Consider the following 16,324-nt stretch of genomic DNA (forward strand, 5'->3'; position numbering starts at 1 on the left):
ATGAATAACAAACCGTATGTCATAGGAATTGCCGGAAGTAGTGGTTCTGGGAAGACTTTTTTTTTAAATAGCTTTTTAAAACATTTTAACCCACATGAGGTGACCTTAATTTCCCAAGATGATTATTACATCCCTGCCAATACTAAAACTCAGGAGGAAAACAGGCTCTATAACTTCGATATTCCGACATCAATCGACAGAGATGCTTTTTATAAAGATATCAAGGCTCTCTTTAACGGTGAGACAATATATAAGGAAGAGTATACATTTAACAACCCTTCATTAACACCCAAAATATTAGAGATTAAACCGGCACCTATTTTAATTATTGAAGGTCTATTCATTTTCTATTATACAGAGATAAATAATTTAATCAATCATAAGATATTTTTAAGCGCTGATCAGGATATCGCGTTAAGACGACGCTTACACCGTGATCTGGTTGAACGGGGATACTTTGAAGATGATGTCATGTACAAATGGGTAAACCATGTTCTACCCTCCTACAACGAGTACCTACTGCCGTATCAGGACACTTGCGATCAGGTCATATTTAACAATACCGATGAACCAGAGCCAATCTGGGAAATCACCAACCAAATTTCTGAAGAGCTAAAATTAAAGCTCAATTTGGTATAAAATTAAAACAATCTAGAAAGGAGAATCTCGTAAACAGATTCTCCTTTCTATTTAAAGTACTTGATTTATTGATATCAAGATTTTAAATACCTATCTTTGCGCCACGAAACAAATCCATCATAATGAACCATCCTGTAAAGATTAAAAATGCATTGGTTTCAGTCTATTATAAAGACGGCCTCGCTCCTTTAGTTGAATTATTAAACAAATACGGTGTTACCTTCTATTCCACTGGTGGAACAGAAACATTTATCAAAGATTTAGGTATAGATGTTGTTCCAGTTGAAGACCTCACCAGCTACCCTTCTATTTTAGGAGGCCGTGTAAAAACATTGCATCCAAAAGTATTTGGCGGTATCTTGGCGCGCCGCCCGCTTGAGTCGGATCAACAACAGCTTGCTCAGTATGAAATACCTGAGATCGATTTGGTTATTGTGGATTTGTATCCTTTTGAAGAAACTGTTGCTTCCGGTGCATCGGAACAAGATATTATCGAGAAAATAGATATCGGTGGAATTTCATTGATACGCGCTGCCGCTAAAAACTTTAACGATGTGGTTATTATCTCTTCCAAAAATGATTACAAAGAATTGGAAGAAATACTAGCAAACCAAGAAGGTAATACGTCGTTGGAACAACGTAAAGAATTTGCTAAACGTGCATTCAATACATCCTCGCATTACGATACGGCAATCTTCAACTATTTCAATCAAGAAAATCCGCTTCAGGTTTTTAAACAATCTGAGCAAAAAGCGCAGGTGTTGCGCTATGGTGAAAACCCGCACCAAAAAGGTATTTTCTTCGGCGACTTAGATAAGATGTTTGACAAATTGAACGGTAAAGAGCTATCTTACAACAATTTGGTTGACGTTGATGCTGCCGTTGCTTTGATTGATGAGTTCACAGAGCCTACATTCGCGATCTTAAAACACACAAATGCTTGTGGAGTTGCCTCACGGTCAACAATCAAACAAGCTTGGTTAGATGCTTTAGCATGTGATCCTGTTTCAGCTTTCGGTGGAGTCTTAATAACGAATGGTCAAGTTGATGCTGCAACAGCTGAAGAGATTAATAAATTATTCTTCGAAGTGTTGATTGCACCTTCTTATTCTGAAGAAGCGATCAATATACTTACCGCAAAGAAAAACAGAATTATTTTGGTTCGTAAAGAGGTTACATTACCTGGCCAACAGTTCAAAACTTTATTGAATGGCGTCATTCTTCAAGATAAAGACAATACGATTGAAGGACCTGAACAAATGGTTACGGTAACACAAGTAGAGCCAACTGCAGAACAACTGGAGGATCTTTATTTTGCGAACAAAATTGTAAAACACACCAAGTCAAATACAATCGTATTTGCTAAAAATGGTACTTTGTTTGCTTCAGGCGTAGGGCAAACGTCTCGAGTAGATGCATTGAAACAAGCTATTGAGAAGGCAATTTCTTTCGGTTTTGACCTTAAAGGCTGTGCAATGGCATCTGATGCCTTCTTCCCTTTCCCTGATTGTGTGGAGATTGCTTCGGAAGCTGGAATAGCAACCGTGTTACAACCTGGTGGTTCAATTAAAGATCAATTATCAATTGATATGGCCAATGAAAAAGGAATTTCCATGGTGACAACAGGTGTTAGACACTTTAAGCACTAATTGAACTTCAATAATAAATAAAAAAAGCTACTTTAGAAAAGTAGCTTTTTTTATTTATCTCGTTTCGACAGGAAACTTTGAACGCTTGTACTGTTCCATCTCAGCGCTGAGTTTGCGAATCGCATAACCCACAATGGCCACATCATCGATCCACCCGCCCACGAGAATAAAATCGGGAATTGCATCAATTGGCGAAACCACATAAAGTATCGTTCCAATAATAATCGATAAATTCCATTTGTCCATTTTATACTTCCCCGTAATGGTGTCCTTACACATCGCAATTAATACGTTGAAGTCGTCCATATAGCCTCCTAGATTCCTCGCTTTTGCCTCCGCCTGTACAAATTCAGATTCCGTAATTTTACGATGCCTAAACTGCTCAAACATTCCCTTCGCAATTCTTTTGATTCTATTGTTCATACTTCAAAATTAGGATTACTAGTTTAACAATCCAAATCCTCGCGCTAAACCAAACACGAACCAGAATCAGAATGCGCAGCGGACATAACCAAATCCCTCCCCTCACACCGACTAAATTTTGCCTAGAAACCCTTATTGATCCGCTGTCGGTCCAACCAACTACTCTATATATTCATTTACAACGGTCATCGGAATAAAAAACGAGGTCTGAATATGGATTTTTATTATTTTTACAAATCGCTGTAGCAAAGTGTCAGTCATCTCCGTATAATAGACAACACAAGCGCAATGTGAGTCACAAAAACAAATTTTAATATTACACGGTTATGAAAAACTATAGATTATTTAATTTTATTGCTATTGCTTTAGCGGCATTCTTTTTAACAAGCTGTCTAAAAGATAACGATGACCAGCCAATTCCTGCCGCATTGCTTACCATGGTTAATGGATACACGGATGCCAATGCAGTTATATATTTTGCAGACGGCGGCCCGCTTCAAAACCCTAATTATCCATTGGGATTCAAGAGTTATGCTCAAATTGGGCTATTTACAGGAGCACGTAGAATTGCAGTCTCCGCTGAATATAACACGAAATTAACGGATACAACTGTAACAATCAAAGATAGCACCATCTATACATCCTTTTTATTTGGAACTAAAGCCAAACCCGTACAGGTGATCACAACAGATCGAATCAATAAAGACATCAAAAATACAGAGTCTGGTTTACGCTTCTTTAATCTTGCTGAAGGTACAGATTTAGTTACCCTGAAAATAGGCGATCAGGCTTCCCCCTCAGAATGGACCAATAGAGCACAAGAAACACAAAATTCAGCAAGTGCCCATCAGGGATTTATTGCTCAAAAGAGTGGCACATTCACTGTCACCGCTCGTGATAAAGCCGGAAAAACTATCGCAACACGTAGCGACATTAAATTGGTTGAAGGTTATTATTATTCATTAATACTCATAGGCAAGGCTAATGATGAAAAGAAACCTTTATATATTGGTCTAGTAGCCCAAGCCGCAAATTAAAATACCCATATCTATATACTATATAACAACGGCCGTCATGTAAACATGATGGCCGTTGTTTCTCATTTTATATCATATCGTAGATCTTAATGATTCTCTTTAGGTGCTACTTTAGTAATCACATAAATATCTTCATTATCTTTTTTCATCTTATACTTCTCACGTGCAATACGTTGTACTTCCTGCGGATTTGATCGAATATCGTTTATTGTTTTAATGATAGCCGCATTTTCCTTAAGGTAGAAGGAGCGTTCACTTTCCAAATTCGCTTTCTGCTTTTGATAACTATACTGCGTGGCAAAGTCATTTCGATCAAAAAACAACATCCACACGAGAAAAGCCAAAGCGGCTAACAAATACTTATTTCTTATTAAGGACCACAATCGTTGCATAAGACAAAATTACTATTTACCTTTTATACTTCGGATATTTTCTTCAAAACTTGAACATCTTTAATTAAAGATATGGAATAATATGCTCGAATTCATCATATACCTAGAATAATCTTATCTTTAACAGTTCAAAAACGATCATTTGAATGAAATATCCATGGTTAAGACTAAACGCAGTTTTAACGAAAAAAAGATATCTCATAAGATCATAAAGAATAAAATCATTGACATATGAAATACTATCTTATTGCAGGTGAAACTTCAGGAGACTTACATGGTGCCAATCTTATTAAAGCATTAAAAATTGAAGACCCCGATGCGACTTTCCAAATCGTAGGGGGCAATCTCATGCAAGCAGAGGCGGGAAAAAAAGCGCTGATACATACTTCAGAAATGGCCTTTATGGGCTTTATAGAGGTTTTAAAAAATCTGCCCAAGATATCTAGGAATCTCAAACTTGTTAAAAATGATCTATTGAAAGAAAAACCGGATACCGTCATTCTTATAGATTTCCCTGGCTTCAATTTGAAAATTGCTGATTTTGCAAAAAAAAATGGCATCAAAACATGTTATTATATTTCCCCTAAAGTGTGGGCCTGGAATCAAGGCCGCGTAAAGAAAATCAAACGGATTGTCGGCCATATGTTTTGTATTCTGCCTTTTGAGGTAGATTTTTATAAAAAGTGGCGCATGCCCGTTGATTACGTTGGAAACCCGCTGTTGGATGCGATTTCAGCCTATCAATTCAACCCAAAGTTCAGGGAGCAGCATGGATTTTCAGAAAAACCCTTGATCGCCCTTTTACCCGGAAGCCGCGAAATGGAAATTGCCAACCTCCTTCCCATCATGGCCGAACTTCCATTTTTCTTTCCTGGACATCAATTTGTCATTGCCGGTGCGCCTAATTTTGATGAAGCCTACTACAAGCAATTTTTTAAAGGTATTGATATTCCCGTAATCTTCAATCAAACCTACGACATTCTCCATAACGCAGAAGCCGCAGTCGTAACGAGTGGAACGGCTACACTCGAAACAGGTATCTTGAAAGTACCTCAGGTTGTCGTTTATAAAGCTAACCCAATATCGGTATGGATTGCCAAATTAGTCATCAAGGTTAAATTTATCTCACTAGTCAATCTAATTAACAATTTCTTATCAGTACGGGAATTGATTCAAGACGAATGCACGGCATACGATATCTCCTATGAAGTAGGTGAACTTATCAATAACAAAGCTCACCGTGCAAGTGTGATGGAAAACTATGATATTTTAGCCGAAAAGCTAGGTTCTCCTGGCGCATCAGAGAAAACTGCCAAATTAATTGTAAAATATCTCGCTAAATTTTAAACTCTTTTACCTTTTATTTGTCAAACTACTAGTTAGTTACAATTAATTAAAAGTTTTATGAAATTTAAATTTATTCTAGGCTTTTTTCTTTGCTTTGCAATGACCTTCACTGGGAAAGCACAAGAAACACAACATATTTCTAAACTGGAAATTGGCAAAAAAGCGAAAAAAAATATCGATAATAGAGACTCTACTGTTGTCATGCACATCGATACCTTAATCATGAAAGACAATTCTACCCTTTCGTTCTATGGTAAGAAAAATGTCAAGCTAACAATTGGTTATGCTGAAATTGGAAATAAAGCAACCATCTATGGAACAGATGGAAAGAATAATGGTGCAAATTTTGACATCAATGCTAATTTTCAAAAATTAGGTTCTCTTTATATCATTGCAAAGGGAGATGACGCTTTTAATGGCACCAAAACTTTTCCGAATGGTAACGGAGGAAAAATTAAAGTCAATTTAACAACTGGCAGCCTTAAACCTCAGACAACAAATAAAAAAGCGCCTAATTATATTTATGGAGATGTTGCAGCAGGTGGGCGGGCTGTCAATGCAAACACGGACTTGAGAAACATCTATGATCGGATTAAAACCGCTCCCACCGGATTGAGAGGCTTGCCTCAAGGGCAAATTTATTCGGGCAGTGCCGGAACTGAAGGTACATTTGAACTAATTTCAACACAATAACAAAATTCCTTAATCCATAAAAAAGGCGTATTATTCTCTAATACGCCTTTTTTAATGGGCTCATTATTATCTACAGCCTCTTCTTTTAAGCTCATAGGCCAACACCAACCGTGTCATCCGATCGTATCGTGCTATGCCTTCCTGTTGATTGTTGTGCTTGAGGTATTGATTATAAAACAATCCCATCACATCGTCGACCCAACCTGTGTATTGACTCCAAAACTGCTTTTCTTTTTCCACGTCTTTCCATACTTTCACGCTTAATCTTCCCTTGTAATCTTTTCCTAAATCAGGATACATAACCTGCAGTTCACGTAACATATACAGTGTGGTCTGTAGATAAGCCGAATATCGGTAAAAGATCTGTGGATGTCGCTGTAAGCGAGCAAAAGCGATAAAATTCGCCTCGTCTTCAAAACCAATTCCCTGTTGATGCGCAAGTTCATGCACTGTAGTAAAAGGTAAAAAGGTTACCGGCATGGCTTTATTAACATGTGCTTCATGAGTGAACGGATTAAAATAACCTGAGACACCAAAAAAAGAAACTATCCTGCTATTTATGGGTGATTTTGCCCTAATTTGACCTCTTGACAGGAAATCTGCAAAAGCCGTATCCTGTTGTACCCATGTATTCAAATCCCTTTGAATAGTTTCTTTATGCTCTTCCCATTCGGATGGATTCACATGTTCCCGCAGATTATTTGTACTGTCCAAAAACCCATTCAAAACCACGAGATAATCCGCTAACTTTAAGCTATCAACTTTCAAATTGGCATTTATACTGATTGGTTCACGATAGTAATTCATACCCCATGATAGGTAAAAGAAAAAATAGAGACCTAATACCAAATTGATCATAGTCAAAACCGAACGAAAAGAACTTTTCCATCTTCCTTTCCATAAATTTCCGATTAATTTAGCAATTGAATAGAGTAGAAATGCAACGACTAGGACATAAAATAGATCACCTAAACTAAAGGGAACATACCCAAAAATAAATCTTGGCACATGACTATAGGAACGGTAAAACCCGCGTGCATAAAACGCCTCAATCCATTGGCTATGTTGCTCAACCAAGGAGAAAATAAAAATTCCAATCAGAAGTAATACTACCGTGAAAACAGCTATTTTATCGCGTTTCTCCATTCAAATAAGCTATAAAACGATTAACTTTCGTTCTCAAAATAGACCTTGTAATAATTCATGCCTTTATCCTCATCGTACCCCTTCTCAAGATATTCACGTTTGCCATGAACATAGATATGAAAATTCTTATCCAGCTTTAAAACAGACTTATAAGAAGATTCCATTTTTTTCACCGCTTTATCTGCTATTTCAAAACTTGCCTGAAATGGGGAGTCAAATTCGTCTTCAAAACCAGCTTTAAAGTCCTGAAATAAAGCAATAGCCTGCGGATTGCCCAGTACTTCCTCCTCAAATTCTTCTTGGACAAAAGTTTCTTTTTCCTTAAAGTAATTCATGGATTTGTTCATCAAATCAATTTTGTCCGCTTTCTCCAGTTCAAATGTCTCATCTAGTTTTTCCTGAACAAAGTTCTTATAGACTTTTAGATAATTCCCTGTTTGATTGAAGTTATCGTTACGCACGCGCAGCTGTAGAAACTCATCTTTCCAGTATACTGCCTCCTGTTGACGGTTTGTCTGATCGAGAACCAGCACCTTATAACCTTCTTCTTCTTCTACATTGATAATAATACAGCCTTTGTCCAGTTTATTGATATTGATCGCCTCCTGCTCATATTCCAACATAAAAGCACCTTGCTCCGGATATACTTTCAAATAAGTCTCTTTATTCTCCGATTTGAATATACCAATGGCATCATGTTCTTCCCCTTCGATCTGTACATTCTTTAAGGCAACTACGTACACCTCCCCAGCTTTAATTTTTGGATGGCTGGATACCTCATAAAGGTGTTTTGAAATTTGTTGGGAAAAATCGTGAAATGGAAGCTGCTCCTTAAAATACTGTCTTGCAAAATAGAAAATCTCATTCAGTTCCAGCTCTCCATTCGGATGATATAAGCGATATACCTCATTCACCTTTGCAAAAGGACTCATAAAATACTGCATCAATAGTCCAGGTAACACTTCATCTCCTTCAAGAGATACCGGGGCATCCGACAAAATATAAAATTCATCTTGCGCTTTATTGCCTACACGATGAATGGATAACGCTTCAAAAGTTGCATCTTGGTGAAAAAACATATTTCTTATCTTATAAATTATATAAATCTATTGCTATTCTAAAAGTCTGGCAATGTGCATTGACAATATCTTTAATTTCAGGAGAATAACCTCCCCCCATACTTACCTGAATAGGGATATGGTGTTTATGGCACATATGAAAGACCAATTCATCTCTTCGACGGCAGGTACTGCTGCTTAAATTCAATTTCCCCAGCTTATCTGTTTGTAAAATATCTACTCCAGCCTGATAGAAAACGAAATCAGGCTCAAATTTCCGGAACACATCAACCAAATTTTCTTCCAATAAAGTGAGATATTCCGCATCAGTAACCTGATCTTTCAAGCCGATATCCAAATGGGAACGCTGTTTGACAAAGGGATAGTTTTTCTCGCCATGCATTGAAAAGGTAAACACCTGATTATGCCCCTCAAAAATATGCGCAGTACCATTTCCTTGGTGTACATCCAGATCAATAATAAGGATACGACCTGCATAGTTATGCTTCAACAGGTACCCGGCGGCAGTCGCTTGATCGTTCATCAGGCAAAAGCCTTCACCAAAATCATAACCGGCATGATGTGTCCCCCCTGCAATGGTAAAAGCAACACCATACTCAAGTGCATATGCGGCGCTTCGGATCGTCCCATCTAAGATATATCGCTCCCGATCAACAAGGCTTTGACTTAATGGAAAACCTATTCTACGGATCATTTTCGAATCCAAAGTAAGCTCAAACAACTGCTTTACATACACTGGATCATGGACCAAACAGCATGTCTCAAAGCTTGCTAGTTCAGGACTGAAAAAACTTGACTCATCTGCCAGCCCTTCATGTTTTAACTGTAAAGGAATCAACTCGTATTTCAGCATCGGAAATCGATGCCCCTCTTTGACGGGATGGACAAATTCTTGACGAAAAGCTATCTTAAGCACCTTAAAATCTTCTATTAATCATGCGAAGATAAGAAAAAGATCTTTTGGAGTTGTAGGAGAAAAAGGGCATCTTTGAGAAGGAACAAACTGCAAGCCAATGTTACGTTGCATAACAGCATACTTGTATTCAATCATAAATTTATATTCTTCAAGATAAATGGAAACAACTCATTTGCCCCAATTGTCTGCCATGGAACAACGTGTACTAGGCTCACTAATCGAAAAATCAAAAGTAACCCCAGAATATTATCCAATGACAATCAACAGCTTACAAGCTGCTTGTAATCAAAAGACTTCCCGCAAACCGGTTGTACAATATACAGAAGAAGATATTATCGCTACATTGGATATATTAAAGAAAAAGGGCTTAATCTCGACAGTTGTTGGCGGAGGATCTCGCGTAACAAAGTATAAACACAATTTTGCCATACAATTTCCACTGGTTCCTTCCGAATTAACCATTGTTTGCTTATTACTACTCAGAGGACCAATGACCGCCGGGGAAATTAATTCAAACTCTGGAAGACTTTATGAATTTGAATCATTGGGCGAAATCAATGAACAATTGGAAAAATTGGCACAAGAAGGCTACTTGAAGTCCCTGCCTAAACAAATAGGGCATAAAGAAGTCCGCTATATTCATTTATTAGGAGATATCAACCTGGAAGCGTATGAAAATAGCGTTCCTGCAGGCAGCTCCTCGAACGACCAGACCTTACTCGAACGAATTGGACAATTGGAACAGGAAGTTGCAGCATTGAAACAGAAATTTCAGGATCTCTGGGATGAATTACATTAGTCGCTCATGTCGCAAACAATAGATTCCGAAAACGAAATATCCAAAGCAACCTTGTGGCTGATGACCATCGCCACAGGCTTGGTTGTCGCCAATAATTATTACAATCAACCACTATTGGACCTGATTGCCAAAGACCTACATATTGACGAGGCCATGGTCAGTAATTCGGCCATGTTAACGCAGATCGGATATGCCTTTGGCCTGTTACTGATCGTCCCCTTAGGGGATATGTTTAAGCGAAAAAAAATGATCTTGATCGATTTCTTTTTCATTATTTTTTCTTTAGTCGGTATGGCCATGTCCACTTCTATCCTATCGATCCTGCTATTCAGCTTTCTGATAGGTTTCACCTCCGTTATTCCGCAGGTTTTTGTGCCCATGGCCGCTGAGCTTGCGAGCAAAGAAAAGCAGGCTTCAGCGATCGGAATGGTCATGTCGGGCCTGCTGATCGGTATATTACTATCTAGAGTTGTAAGCGGGTTTGTCGGCTCCTATTTCGGATGGCGCGAAATGTACTGGATAGCCTCAGCAATTATGGTCATTACAGCCATCGCCATAGCAATCAAGCTACCAGAGGTGCTGCCTAATTTTAAAGGTTCTTACCAGGAATTGATGCGATCAGTCTGGAGCTTTGCCAGAAAACAACCTGTATTACAGTTGGCTGCATTTCGCGGAGCCATGGGATTTGGGGCTTTTTCCGCTTTTTTTACAACGCTTGTTTTCCATCTTTCGGCCCCACCTTTTTTTGATGGCCCCGCAACTGCAGGAGCCTTTGGTCTCGTAGGTGCCTGTGGTGCGCTTGCCGCTGCTTTTGTCAATAAACTAACCATTTATATAGGCAAAGCAAAAATCATCTTATATGCGATCTTATTGATGTTATTCAGCTGGTTATTATTTACCCTCTTTGGCTATACCTATTGGGGTCTCATTCTTGGTGTTATTCTCATTGATCTTGGTCTACAGTCGATGCACATCCTAAATCAAAGCGATTTCTATGCGCTGAACCTCGGGGCCAACAACCGACTAAACACCGTATATATGGTCAGTTATTTTATTGGCGGATCAACAGGCACTTTTTTTGCTGCACAAGCATGGCAACACTTCCAATGGCCCGGTGTTATTGTCGTAGGCACATGTTATACGGTATTGGCAATGTTGGCTCATCTATTATTTGATTATAAATTAAGAAAAAACTAATATGAAATTCGGCCAAGTTGAACATCCGGAGGAAATCGATTTTACCCTTCCTCCTACTCCACCGGAAACCTTAACCCTATTACAGCATTTCAAAAACGATCAATCTTTTGAGGTATTTGTAGGCTGTGCAAAATGGAATAAACAAGATTTAAAAGGCTTTTACCCCAGAGGTACAAAAGACGAACTTGCTTATTACTCCACGCAATTTAACAGCATTGAACTCAATGCCACATTCTACAATTCGCCCGGCATAGACCAGGTAGAAACCTGGAAAAAGAAAACACCTTCCAACTTCAAGTTCTTCCCAAAAATCCCACAATCCATCAGCCATTTTAGCAGATTATTAAATACGGGTGATAAAGTGAAGTTGTTTACGGATTCCATTGTTCATTTCGATGAGAAACTGGGAATGGCCTTTTTACAGATGCACGACAATTATAGTCCAAAGGATATGGCCCGTCTAAAACTATTTCTTCATGACTGGCCAAAAGAAGTCCCTCTAGCCTTAGAGGTACGAAATAAAGATTGGTTTTCCAAACCCGAAGTAACAAAAGAACTCTATGCGCTGCTGGAGGAAACCAACGTGACCAACGTACTGGTCGATACCGCAGGCCGTAGAGACATGCTCCATATGCGCTTAACCACACCGACTGCTTTTATACGGTATGTAGGTGCCAACCACGCGTCAGATTACGATCGCCTAGATCAATGGATCGATGTGCTGAAACTATGGCGCGAAAACGGGTTGCAAAAACTGTATTTCTTTATCCACCAGAATATTGAGATAGAATCGCCATTACTGGCAACACATTTTATCAAAAAACTGAATACAACATTCGACTTGGATCTAACCTATCCCAACAAAAACACAGGAAATACATTATTCTAAGACATGATATCAGTTCCGGTGCTAAAGCCAACTATAGAAAAAATCATTCAGCATATTTTGCCCACAAAAAAAGCCGAAGTAGAAAATACTTCGGCTTTTTATATAAAAAATAAGCTTTCGCTTATTTTTTAGCGTATTTAAAGTTTTTACCGATGAAACGTGCATTACCACCCAATTCCTCCTCAATGCGTAACAATTGGTTGTATTTAGCCATACGATCAGAACGTGAAGCAGAACCAGTTTTAATCTGACCGCAGTTCAGTGCTACAGCTAAGTCAGCGATAGTCGCATCTTCAGTCTCGCCCGAACGGTGTGACATCACAGAAGTGTAACCAGAATTTTGAGCTAAAGTAACCGCATTGATTGTTTCAGTCAATGAACCAATTTGGTTTACTTTCACTAAAATTGAGTTTGCTGTATGAGTATCGATTCCTTGTTGAAGACGTTTTGTATTGGTAACAAAAAGATCATCACCTACTAATTGAACATGGTCACCGATTTTGTCAGTCAATGTTTTCCAACCAGCCCAATCATCTTCAGCCATACCATCTTCTATAGAAATAATAGGGTATTTAGCTGTTAATTCAGCCAAATAGCTTGCTTGCTCTTCGCTAGAACGCACAGCTCCTTTATCACCTTCAAATTTAGTATAATCGTATTTACCATCTTTGTAGAACTCAGAAGAAGCACAATCCAACGCTAAACAAACATCTTGACCAGGTTTGTAACCGGCAATTTCAATCGCTTTCAAAACTGTTTCGATAGCATCCTCAGTACCTTCAAAAGTTGGCGCGAAACCACCTTCATCACCTACTGCAGTTGAAAGACCTCTGTCATGTAAGATTTTTTTCAACGTATGGAAAACCTCAGTACCCCAACGCAAAGCCTCAGAGAATGAAGGCGCACCCACAGGCATGATCATAAATTCCTGAAATGCGATAGGTGCATCAGAGTGCGAACCACCATTGATGATATTCATCATAGGAATAGGTAACGTGTTCGCATTTACACCACCGATATAACGGTATAATGGTTGACGTGACTCTTGTGCAGCAGCTTTCGCTACAGCTAAAGAAACTCCTAAAATAGCATTTGCGCCTAAGTTTCCTTTATTTTCGCTACCGTCTAAATCAATCATGATTTTATCGATGGCATTTTGCTCGAAAACATCTACACCTTCTAGCGCTTTTGCAATTTTAGTGTTTACATTCTCAACAGCTTTCAAAACACCTTTTCCTAGATATTTTGACTTGTCACCATCACGTAATTCTACTGCTTCGTGAATACCAGTTGAAGCACCTGAAGGAACAGCTGCACGACCAACAAAACCATTTTGTGTAGTAACATCTACCTCAATTGTAGGGTTACCGCGCGAATCCAAAATTTGACGCGCATGAACATCGATAATTAAACTCATCTCTTTATTAGACTATAATTTATTTTCATTACTTAGTGTAGATAAGACACACTCTTATCTACAGACATTTTTCACAATCAAATATAATAAAAAATGTATTTATTCCCCTATTTATTATGAAATAAAATATGCTCCATCGGCATAACTGTTCAACTAAAAACAATAAAAAACCCTTCAAAATCTGAAGGGTTTTTTATAGAATATTGTGCAATTTAGTTTTTGATCATTGCTACAAAATCATCAAACAAATAGCGCGAGTCATGCGGACCCGGTGATGATTCTGGGTGATATTGCACCGAAAATGCTTTCTGTCCTTTGATACGGATACCTTCAATAGACTGATCATTCAAATTAACATGTGTAATTTCGACGTTCTCAGAATTTTGGATATCTTCAGCCACAACTCCAAAACCGTGGTTCTGCGACGTAATTTCACAGCGGTTGGCGATAATGTTCTTCACGGGGTGGTTGATACCACGGTGTCCATTATGCAACTTGCTTGTGCGGATGCCATTTGCCAATGCTAAAATCTGGTGACCTAAGCAAATACCAAACATCGGTTTATTTGCGTTTAAAATAGCTTTTACAGTCTCGATAGCATAATCCATCGGTGCTGGATCGCCAGGACCATTGGAAATGAAATAACCATCCGGATTCCACTGCTCCATTTCTTCAAATGTTGTCTTCGCAGGAAAAACCTTTGTATATACATCACGAGCCTCAAAATTGCGCAAGATATTTTTCTTGATTCCCAAATCCAAAACTGCAACACGCAACGAAGCATTTTCTTTACCGAAGAAATAAGGCTCAGCTGTCGTTACTTTCGAAGACAATTCCAGACCATCCATTGAAGGAACCTCCGCCAATTGACGTTTTAATTCTTCAACATCCAATGTTTCTGAAGAAATAATCGCATTCATCGCCCCCTTATCACGAATATGTCGCACTAATGAACGGGTATCCACATCAGAAATACCAACTAAATTTCCTTCCTCAAAGTAGCTTTGGATCGATTCATCAGCCATTTTGCGGCTGTAGTTGATGTTATAGTTTTTACAAACTAATCCAGCAATCTGAATTTGATTTGATTCGGTATCATCCGCATCAATACCATAGTTACCAATATGCGCATTGGTCGTTACCATGATTTGTCCAAAATAAGATGGATCTGTAAAAATCTCTTGATAACCAGTTGTTCCTGTATTAAAACAGATCTCCCCAGTAGTCGTACCAATTTTACCAGCGGCTTTACCGTGATAAACTGTACCATCTTCTAAAACTAAAATTGCAGGCAATTTGCTGTAGTTGGTCATTATCGATGTAATATTATAAAAATGTGTATCCTTACTTTTATGAATTTTAAAGCCTTCTTGACTGGATATAAAAAAAGCCCTCAAATGGGCTAAATATCAATTAACAATGCATCATTACGATTGACAAACCGTTTCCTAAGGCACCTACCAGTAAAGACTCTACTTTAATTTTCACGGGAGACAAAGTTACGACATATCACTTATAAAGTGAAAACATTTTTTATTTTTTTATCCTTCCATTGATTGGACTTCCCGAAACCGAATAAAGTCCCTCAAAATCAGCACAGTCAATAATGGGACAAGCATATAAATCAGCGGGTTTTCTAACCAAGCTTCTTGCCATTCCATCCGCAGCAAGGCGATAAAGGCTCTTGTTAACCCACAACCGGGACAATCAGAACCACTGATACTCTTCCAAAGACAGGGAATAAGGATATGGATATCTGTAAAAAGATACAAGCCAATGGCAATCCCGAAATACCCTAGCACCAACGAATATATCCAATGACATTTAAGGTATTTCAGGACGAGCGAAATCATTAATTATTGTTAATTGGACTCTTGATATAATTACCGTTGGCATCTTTATATTTTCCGACAATAATCATAATCAAATCGATTAGATACCAGATACCACATCCCCCCAAGGTAAGCAGCTGAATAACAGCAGTACCAATTTGCCCCAAGTAGAATCGATGCGCTCCAAAAGGGCCGAGAAAAAAACAAAATAACAGTGCTGGTAACCACCTGTCATCCTGAAAGGTGTTGTTTTGCTGTTGAAAAGGTTGGTTAGCATAAAAAATAGGCTGTCTCACACCACAAAATGGGCACACCTCCGCCTTGATATTGATTAACTTACCGCACTCTACACAATACTTTTCGTCTTCTGTTTTCATTTAGATTTAGTTTGGCGATGGAACTGAAAAACAGTCGTCCATCAGGGATTAAATAATAGGTTGAAATTAATAAAAAAACTTAAAAAACATACATTTTTTGGAGCACTATGCTGTGCGCTAGTTCATCTTCCCGTTAAAATGACCTATTACTACAGAACAGCGATCTTTTTGCTTCGTAATCGCAGCTTTTTTCTTTTAATTTTTAGTTGCAGAAAATTAGAAATACGGAGGAATCAAATTCGTCTTTTTAACAGTGCTTGTTCAGTGTTCGTTCAGTGCTTGTTCAGTGTTTGCTCAGTGAAGACTGAATAAACAGTGAATAAATACTGACTAAAAACTGATTGAAAATTGGGATTAGGGATAAGTTGGTGGCTGAATGAGTCAGTTGTAATGCGTTTCTTAAATCAGCCAGTTGCCGTTACCACTAAAACTGGGGGCAATGAAAGTTTAAGGATAGAAATTCGTAATTAACATAAACAGAAAAGGCGCCCC

General features: G+C 38.3%; 17 protein-coding genes. 8 read left to right on the top strand and 9 right to left on the bottom strand.

Features of this window, described 5'->3' with window-relative positions; translation table 11 throughout:
• Both B4Z47_RS01260 and purH read left to right on the top strand, forming a co-directional pair.
• Positions 1-639: a uridine kinase family protein gene (locus B4Z47_RS01260; RefSeq protein WP_046675464.1), complete on the top strand. Its 639-nt coding sequence runs from the start codon at positions 1-3 to the stop codon at positions 637-639.
• A 122-nt stretch (positions 640-761) separates the two neighbouring features.
• Positions 762-2,288 carry a bifunctional phosphoribosylaminoimidazolecarboxamide formyltransferase/IMP cyclohydrolase gene (gene purH / locus B4Z47_RS01265; RefSeq protein WP_070567785.1) on the top strand — a complete coding sequence of 509 codons (1,527 nt, stop codon included), beginning with the start codon at positions 762-764 and terminating at the stop codon, positions 2,286-2,288.
• Positions 2,289-2,342: 54 nt separating this feature from the next.
• Here the strand turns inward: purH and B4Z47_RS01270 are convergent, their stop codons facing one another.
• Positions 2,343-2,711 (bottom strand): YkvA family protein, encoded by a 369-nt coding sequence (locus tag B4Z47_RS01270; protein ID WP_053003880.1) that lies wholly within the window; start codon positions 2,709-2,711, stop codon positions 2,343-2,345.
• 326 nt (positions 2,712-3,037) lie between these two features.
• Between B4Z47_RS01270 and B4Z47_RS01275 the strand changes: the two genes are divergently transcribed.
• Positions 3,038-3,748 carry a DUF4397 domain-containing protein gene (locus tag B4Z47_RS01275; RefSeq protein WP_070567787.1) on the top strand — a complete coding sequence of 237 codons (711 nt, stop codon included), beginning with the start codon at positions 3,038-3,040 and terminating at the stop codon, positions 3,746-3,748.
• Between the two features lie 86 nt (positions 3,749-3,834).
• On the opposite strand, the gene B4Z47_RS01280 is transcribed toward B4Z47_RS01275, so the two are convergent.
• On the bottom strand, positions 3,835-4,140 hold the full coding sequence (locus B4Z47_RS01280; protein ID WP_070567789.1) for an FtsB family cell division protein: 306 nt from the start codon (positions 4,138-4,140) through the stop codon (positions 3,835-3,837).
• Between the two features lie 231 nt (positions 4,141-4,371).
• Here B4Z47_RS01280 and lpxB point away from each other — a divergent pair, with 231 nt between their 5' ends.
• A complete protein-coding gene (lpxB, locus tag B4Z47_RS01285; protein ID WP_070567791.1) occupies positions 4,372-5,487 on the top strand; it encodes a lipid-A-disaccharide synthase in 1,116 nt (371 codons plus the stop codon).
• A gap of 57 nt (positions 5,488-5,544) precedes the next feature.
• Positions 5,545-6,180, top strand: a complete 636-nt coding sequence (locus B4Z47_RS01290) for a hypothetical protein (protein ID WP_046675459.1) — start codon at positions 5,545-5,547, stop codon at positions 6,178-6,180.
• Between the two features lie 66 nt (positions 6,181-6,246).
• Here the strand turns inward: B4Z47_RS01290 and B4Z47_RS01295 are convergent, their stop codons facing one another.
• The 3 genes from B4Z47_RS01295 to B4Z47_RS01305 are packed head-to-tail and all read right to left on the bottom strand — an operon-like array spanning position 6,247 to position 9,321.
• The gene (locus B4Z47_RS01295) at positions 6,247-7,326 is read right to left on the bottom strand and encodes a DUF3810 domain-containing protein (protein ID WP_070567793.1); all 1,080 of its coding nucleotides are present in this window, start codon (positions 7,324-7,326) and stop codon (positions 6,247-6,249) included.
• A 20-nt stretch (positions 7,327-7,346) separates the two neighbouring features.
• Positions 7,347-8,405: a nucleoid-associated protein gene (locus tag B4Z47_RS01300; RefSeq protein ID WP_070567795.1), complete on the bottom strand. Its 1,059-nt coding sequence runs from the start codon at positions 8,403-8,405 to the stop codon at positions 7,347-7,349.
• Positions 8,406-8,415: 10 nt separating this feature from the next.
• Positions 8,416-9,321 (bottom strand): histone deacetylase family protein, encoded by a 906-nt coding sequence (locus B4Z47_RS01305; RefSeq protein ID WP_236560232.1) that lies wholly within the window; start codon positions 9,319-9,321, stop codon positions 8,416-8,418.
• A gap of 157 nt (positions 9,322-9,478) precedes the next feature.
• On the opposite strand from B4Z47_RS01305, the gene B4Z47_RS01310 reads away from it, so the two are divergent.
• From B4Z47_RS01310 to B4Z47_RS01320, 3 genes are read left to right on the top strand one after another with little or no spacing between them, the layout of a single operon-like run.
• Entirely contained in the window at positions 9,479-10,120 is a 642-nt protein-coding gene (locus B4Z47_RS01310; RefSeq protein WP_070567799.1) for a YceH family protein, read from the top strand.
• A 6-nt stretch (positions 10,121-10,126) separates the two neighbouring features.
• Positions 10,127-11,317 (top strand): MFS transporter, encoded by a 1,191-nt coding sequence (locus tag B4Z47_RS01315; protein ID WP_286726605.1) that lies wholly within the window; start codon positions 10,127-10,129, stop codon positions 11,315-11,317.
• Between the two features lies 1 nt (position 11,318).
• A complete protein-coding gene (locus tag B4Z47_RS01320; RefSeq protein WP_070567803.1) occupies positions 11,319-12,206 on the top strand; it encodes a DUF72 domain-containing protein in 888 nt (295 codons plus the stop codon).
• A gap of 121 nt (positions 12,207-12,327) precedes the next feature.
• Here the strand turns inward: B4Z47_RS01320 and eno are convergent, their stop codons facing one another.
• The 4 genes from eno to B4Z47_RS01340 form a co-directional block, all read right to left on the bottom strand.
• Positions 12,328-13,623 carry a phosphopyruvate hydratase gene (gene eno, locus B4Z47_RS01325; protein WP_046675452.1) on the bottom strand — a complete coding sequence of 432 codons (1,296 nt, stop codon included), beginning with the start codon at positions 13,621-13,623 and terminating at the stop codon, positions 12,328-12,330.
• Positions 13,624-13,835: 212 nt separating this feature from the next.
• Complete coding sequence (gene carA / locus B4Z47_RS01330; protein ID WP_070567807.1) at positions 13,836-14,936, bottom strand: glutamine-hydrolyzing carbamoyl-phosphate synthase small subunit; 1,101 nt, start codon at positions 14,934-14,936, stop codon at positions 13,836-13,838.
• 228 nt (positions 14,937-15,164) lie between these two features.
• Positions 15,165-15,476 carry a DUF2752 domain-containing protein gene (locus B4Z47_RS01335; RefSeq protein WP_115050671.1) on the bottom strand — a complete coding sequence of 104 codons (312 nt, stop codon included), beginning with the start codon at positions 15,474-15,476 and terminating at the stop codon, positions 15,165-15,167.
• On the bottom strand, positions 15,476-15,832 hold the full coding sequence (locus B4Z47_RS01340) for a TM2 domain-containing protein (protein ID WP_046675450.1): 357 nt from the start codon (positions 15,830-15,832) through the stop codon (positions 15,476-15,478). The genes B4Z47_RS01335 and B4Z47_RS01340 overlap by 1 nt, the downstream gene beginning before the upstream one ends.
• Positions 15,833-16,324: the final 492 nt, after the last annotated feature.

The sequence above is a fragment of the Sphingobacterium sp. UBA2610 genome, from assembly GCF_002339225.1.
GTDB lineage: Bacteria > Bacteroidota > Bacteroidia > Sphingobacteriales > Sphingobacteriaceae > Sphingobacterium > Sphingobacterium multivorum.

Excerpts from the sequence above, each read along its gene's own strand:
- B4Z47_RS01340 (WP_046675450.1), bottom strand. The coding sequence starts at position 15,832 with ATGAAAACAGAAGACGAAAAGTATTGTGTAGAGTGCGGTAAGTTAATC.
- B4Z47_RS01280 (WP_070567789.1), bottom strand. The coding sequence starts at position 4,140 with ATGCAACGATTGTGGTCCTTAATAAGAAATAAGTATTTGTTAGCCGCT.
- B4Z47_RS01295 (WP_070567793.1), bottom strand. The coding sequence starts at position 7,326 with ATGGAGAAACGCGATAAAATAGCTGTTTTCACGGTAGTATTACTTCTG.
- B4Z47_RS01290 (WP_046675459.1), top strand. The coding sequence starts at position 5,545 with ATGAAATTTAAATTTATTCTAGGCTTTTTTCTTTGCTTTGCAATGACC.
- B4Z47_RS01335 (WP_115050671.1), bottom strand. The coding sequence starts at position 15,476 with ATGATTTCGCTCGTCCTGAAATACCTTAAATGTCATTGGATATATTCG.
- B4Z47_RS01260 (WP_046675464.1), top strand. The coding sequence starts at position 1 with ATGAATAACAAACCGTATGTCATAGGAATTGCCGGAAGTAGTGGTTCT.
- carA (WP_070567807.1), bottom strand. The coding sequence starts at position 14,936 with ATGACCAACTACAGCAAATTGCCTGCAATTTTAGTTTTAGAAGATGGT.
- B4Z47_RS01315 (WP_286726605.1), top strand. The coding sequence starts at position 10,127 with ATGTCGCAAACAATAGATTCCGAAAACGAAATATCCAAAGCAACCTTG.
- B4Z47_RS01310 (WP_070567799.1), top strand. The coding sequence starts at position 9,479 with ATGGAAACAACTCATTTGCCCCAATTGTCTGCCATGGAACAACGTGTA.
- eno (WP_046675452.1), bottom strand. The coding sequence starts at position 13,623 with ATGAGTTTAATTATCGATGTTCATGCGCGTCAAATTTTGGATTCGCGC.
- B4Z47_RS01320 (WP_070567803.1), top strand. The coding sequence starts at position 11,319 with ATGAAATTCGGCCAAGTTGAACATCCGGAGGAAATCGATTTTACCCTT.
- purH (WP_070567785.1), top strand. The coding sequence starts at position 762 with ATGAACCATCCTGTAAAGATTAAAAATGCATTGGTTTCAGTCTATTAT.
- lpxB (WP_070567791.1), top strand. The coding sequence starts at position 4,372 with ATGAAATACTATCTTATTGCAGGTGAAACTTCAGGAGACTTACATGGT.
- B4Z47_RS01300 (WP_070567795.1), bottom strand. The coding sequence starts at position 8,405 with ATGTTTTTTCACCAAGATGCAACTTTTGAAGCGTTATCCATTCATCGT.
- B4Z47_RS01275 (WP_070567787.1), top strand. The coding sequence starts at position 3,038 with ATGAAAAACTATAGATTATTTAATTTTATTGCTATTGCTTTAGCGGCA.
- B4Z47_RS01270 (WP_053003880.1), bottom strand. The coding sequence starts at position 2,711 with ATGAACAATAGAATCAAAAGAATTGCGAAGGGAATGTTTGAGCAGTTT.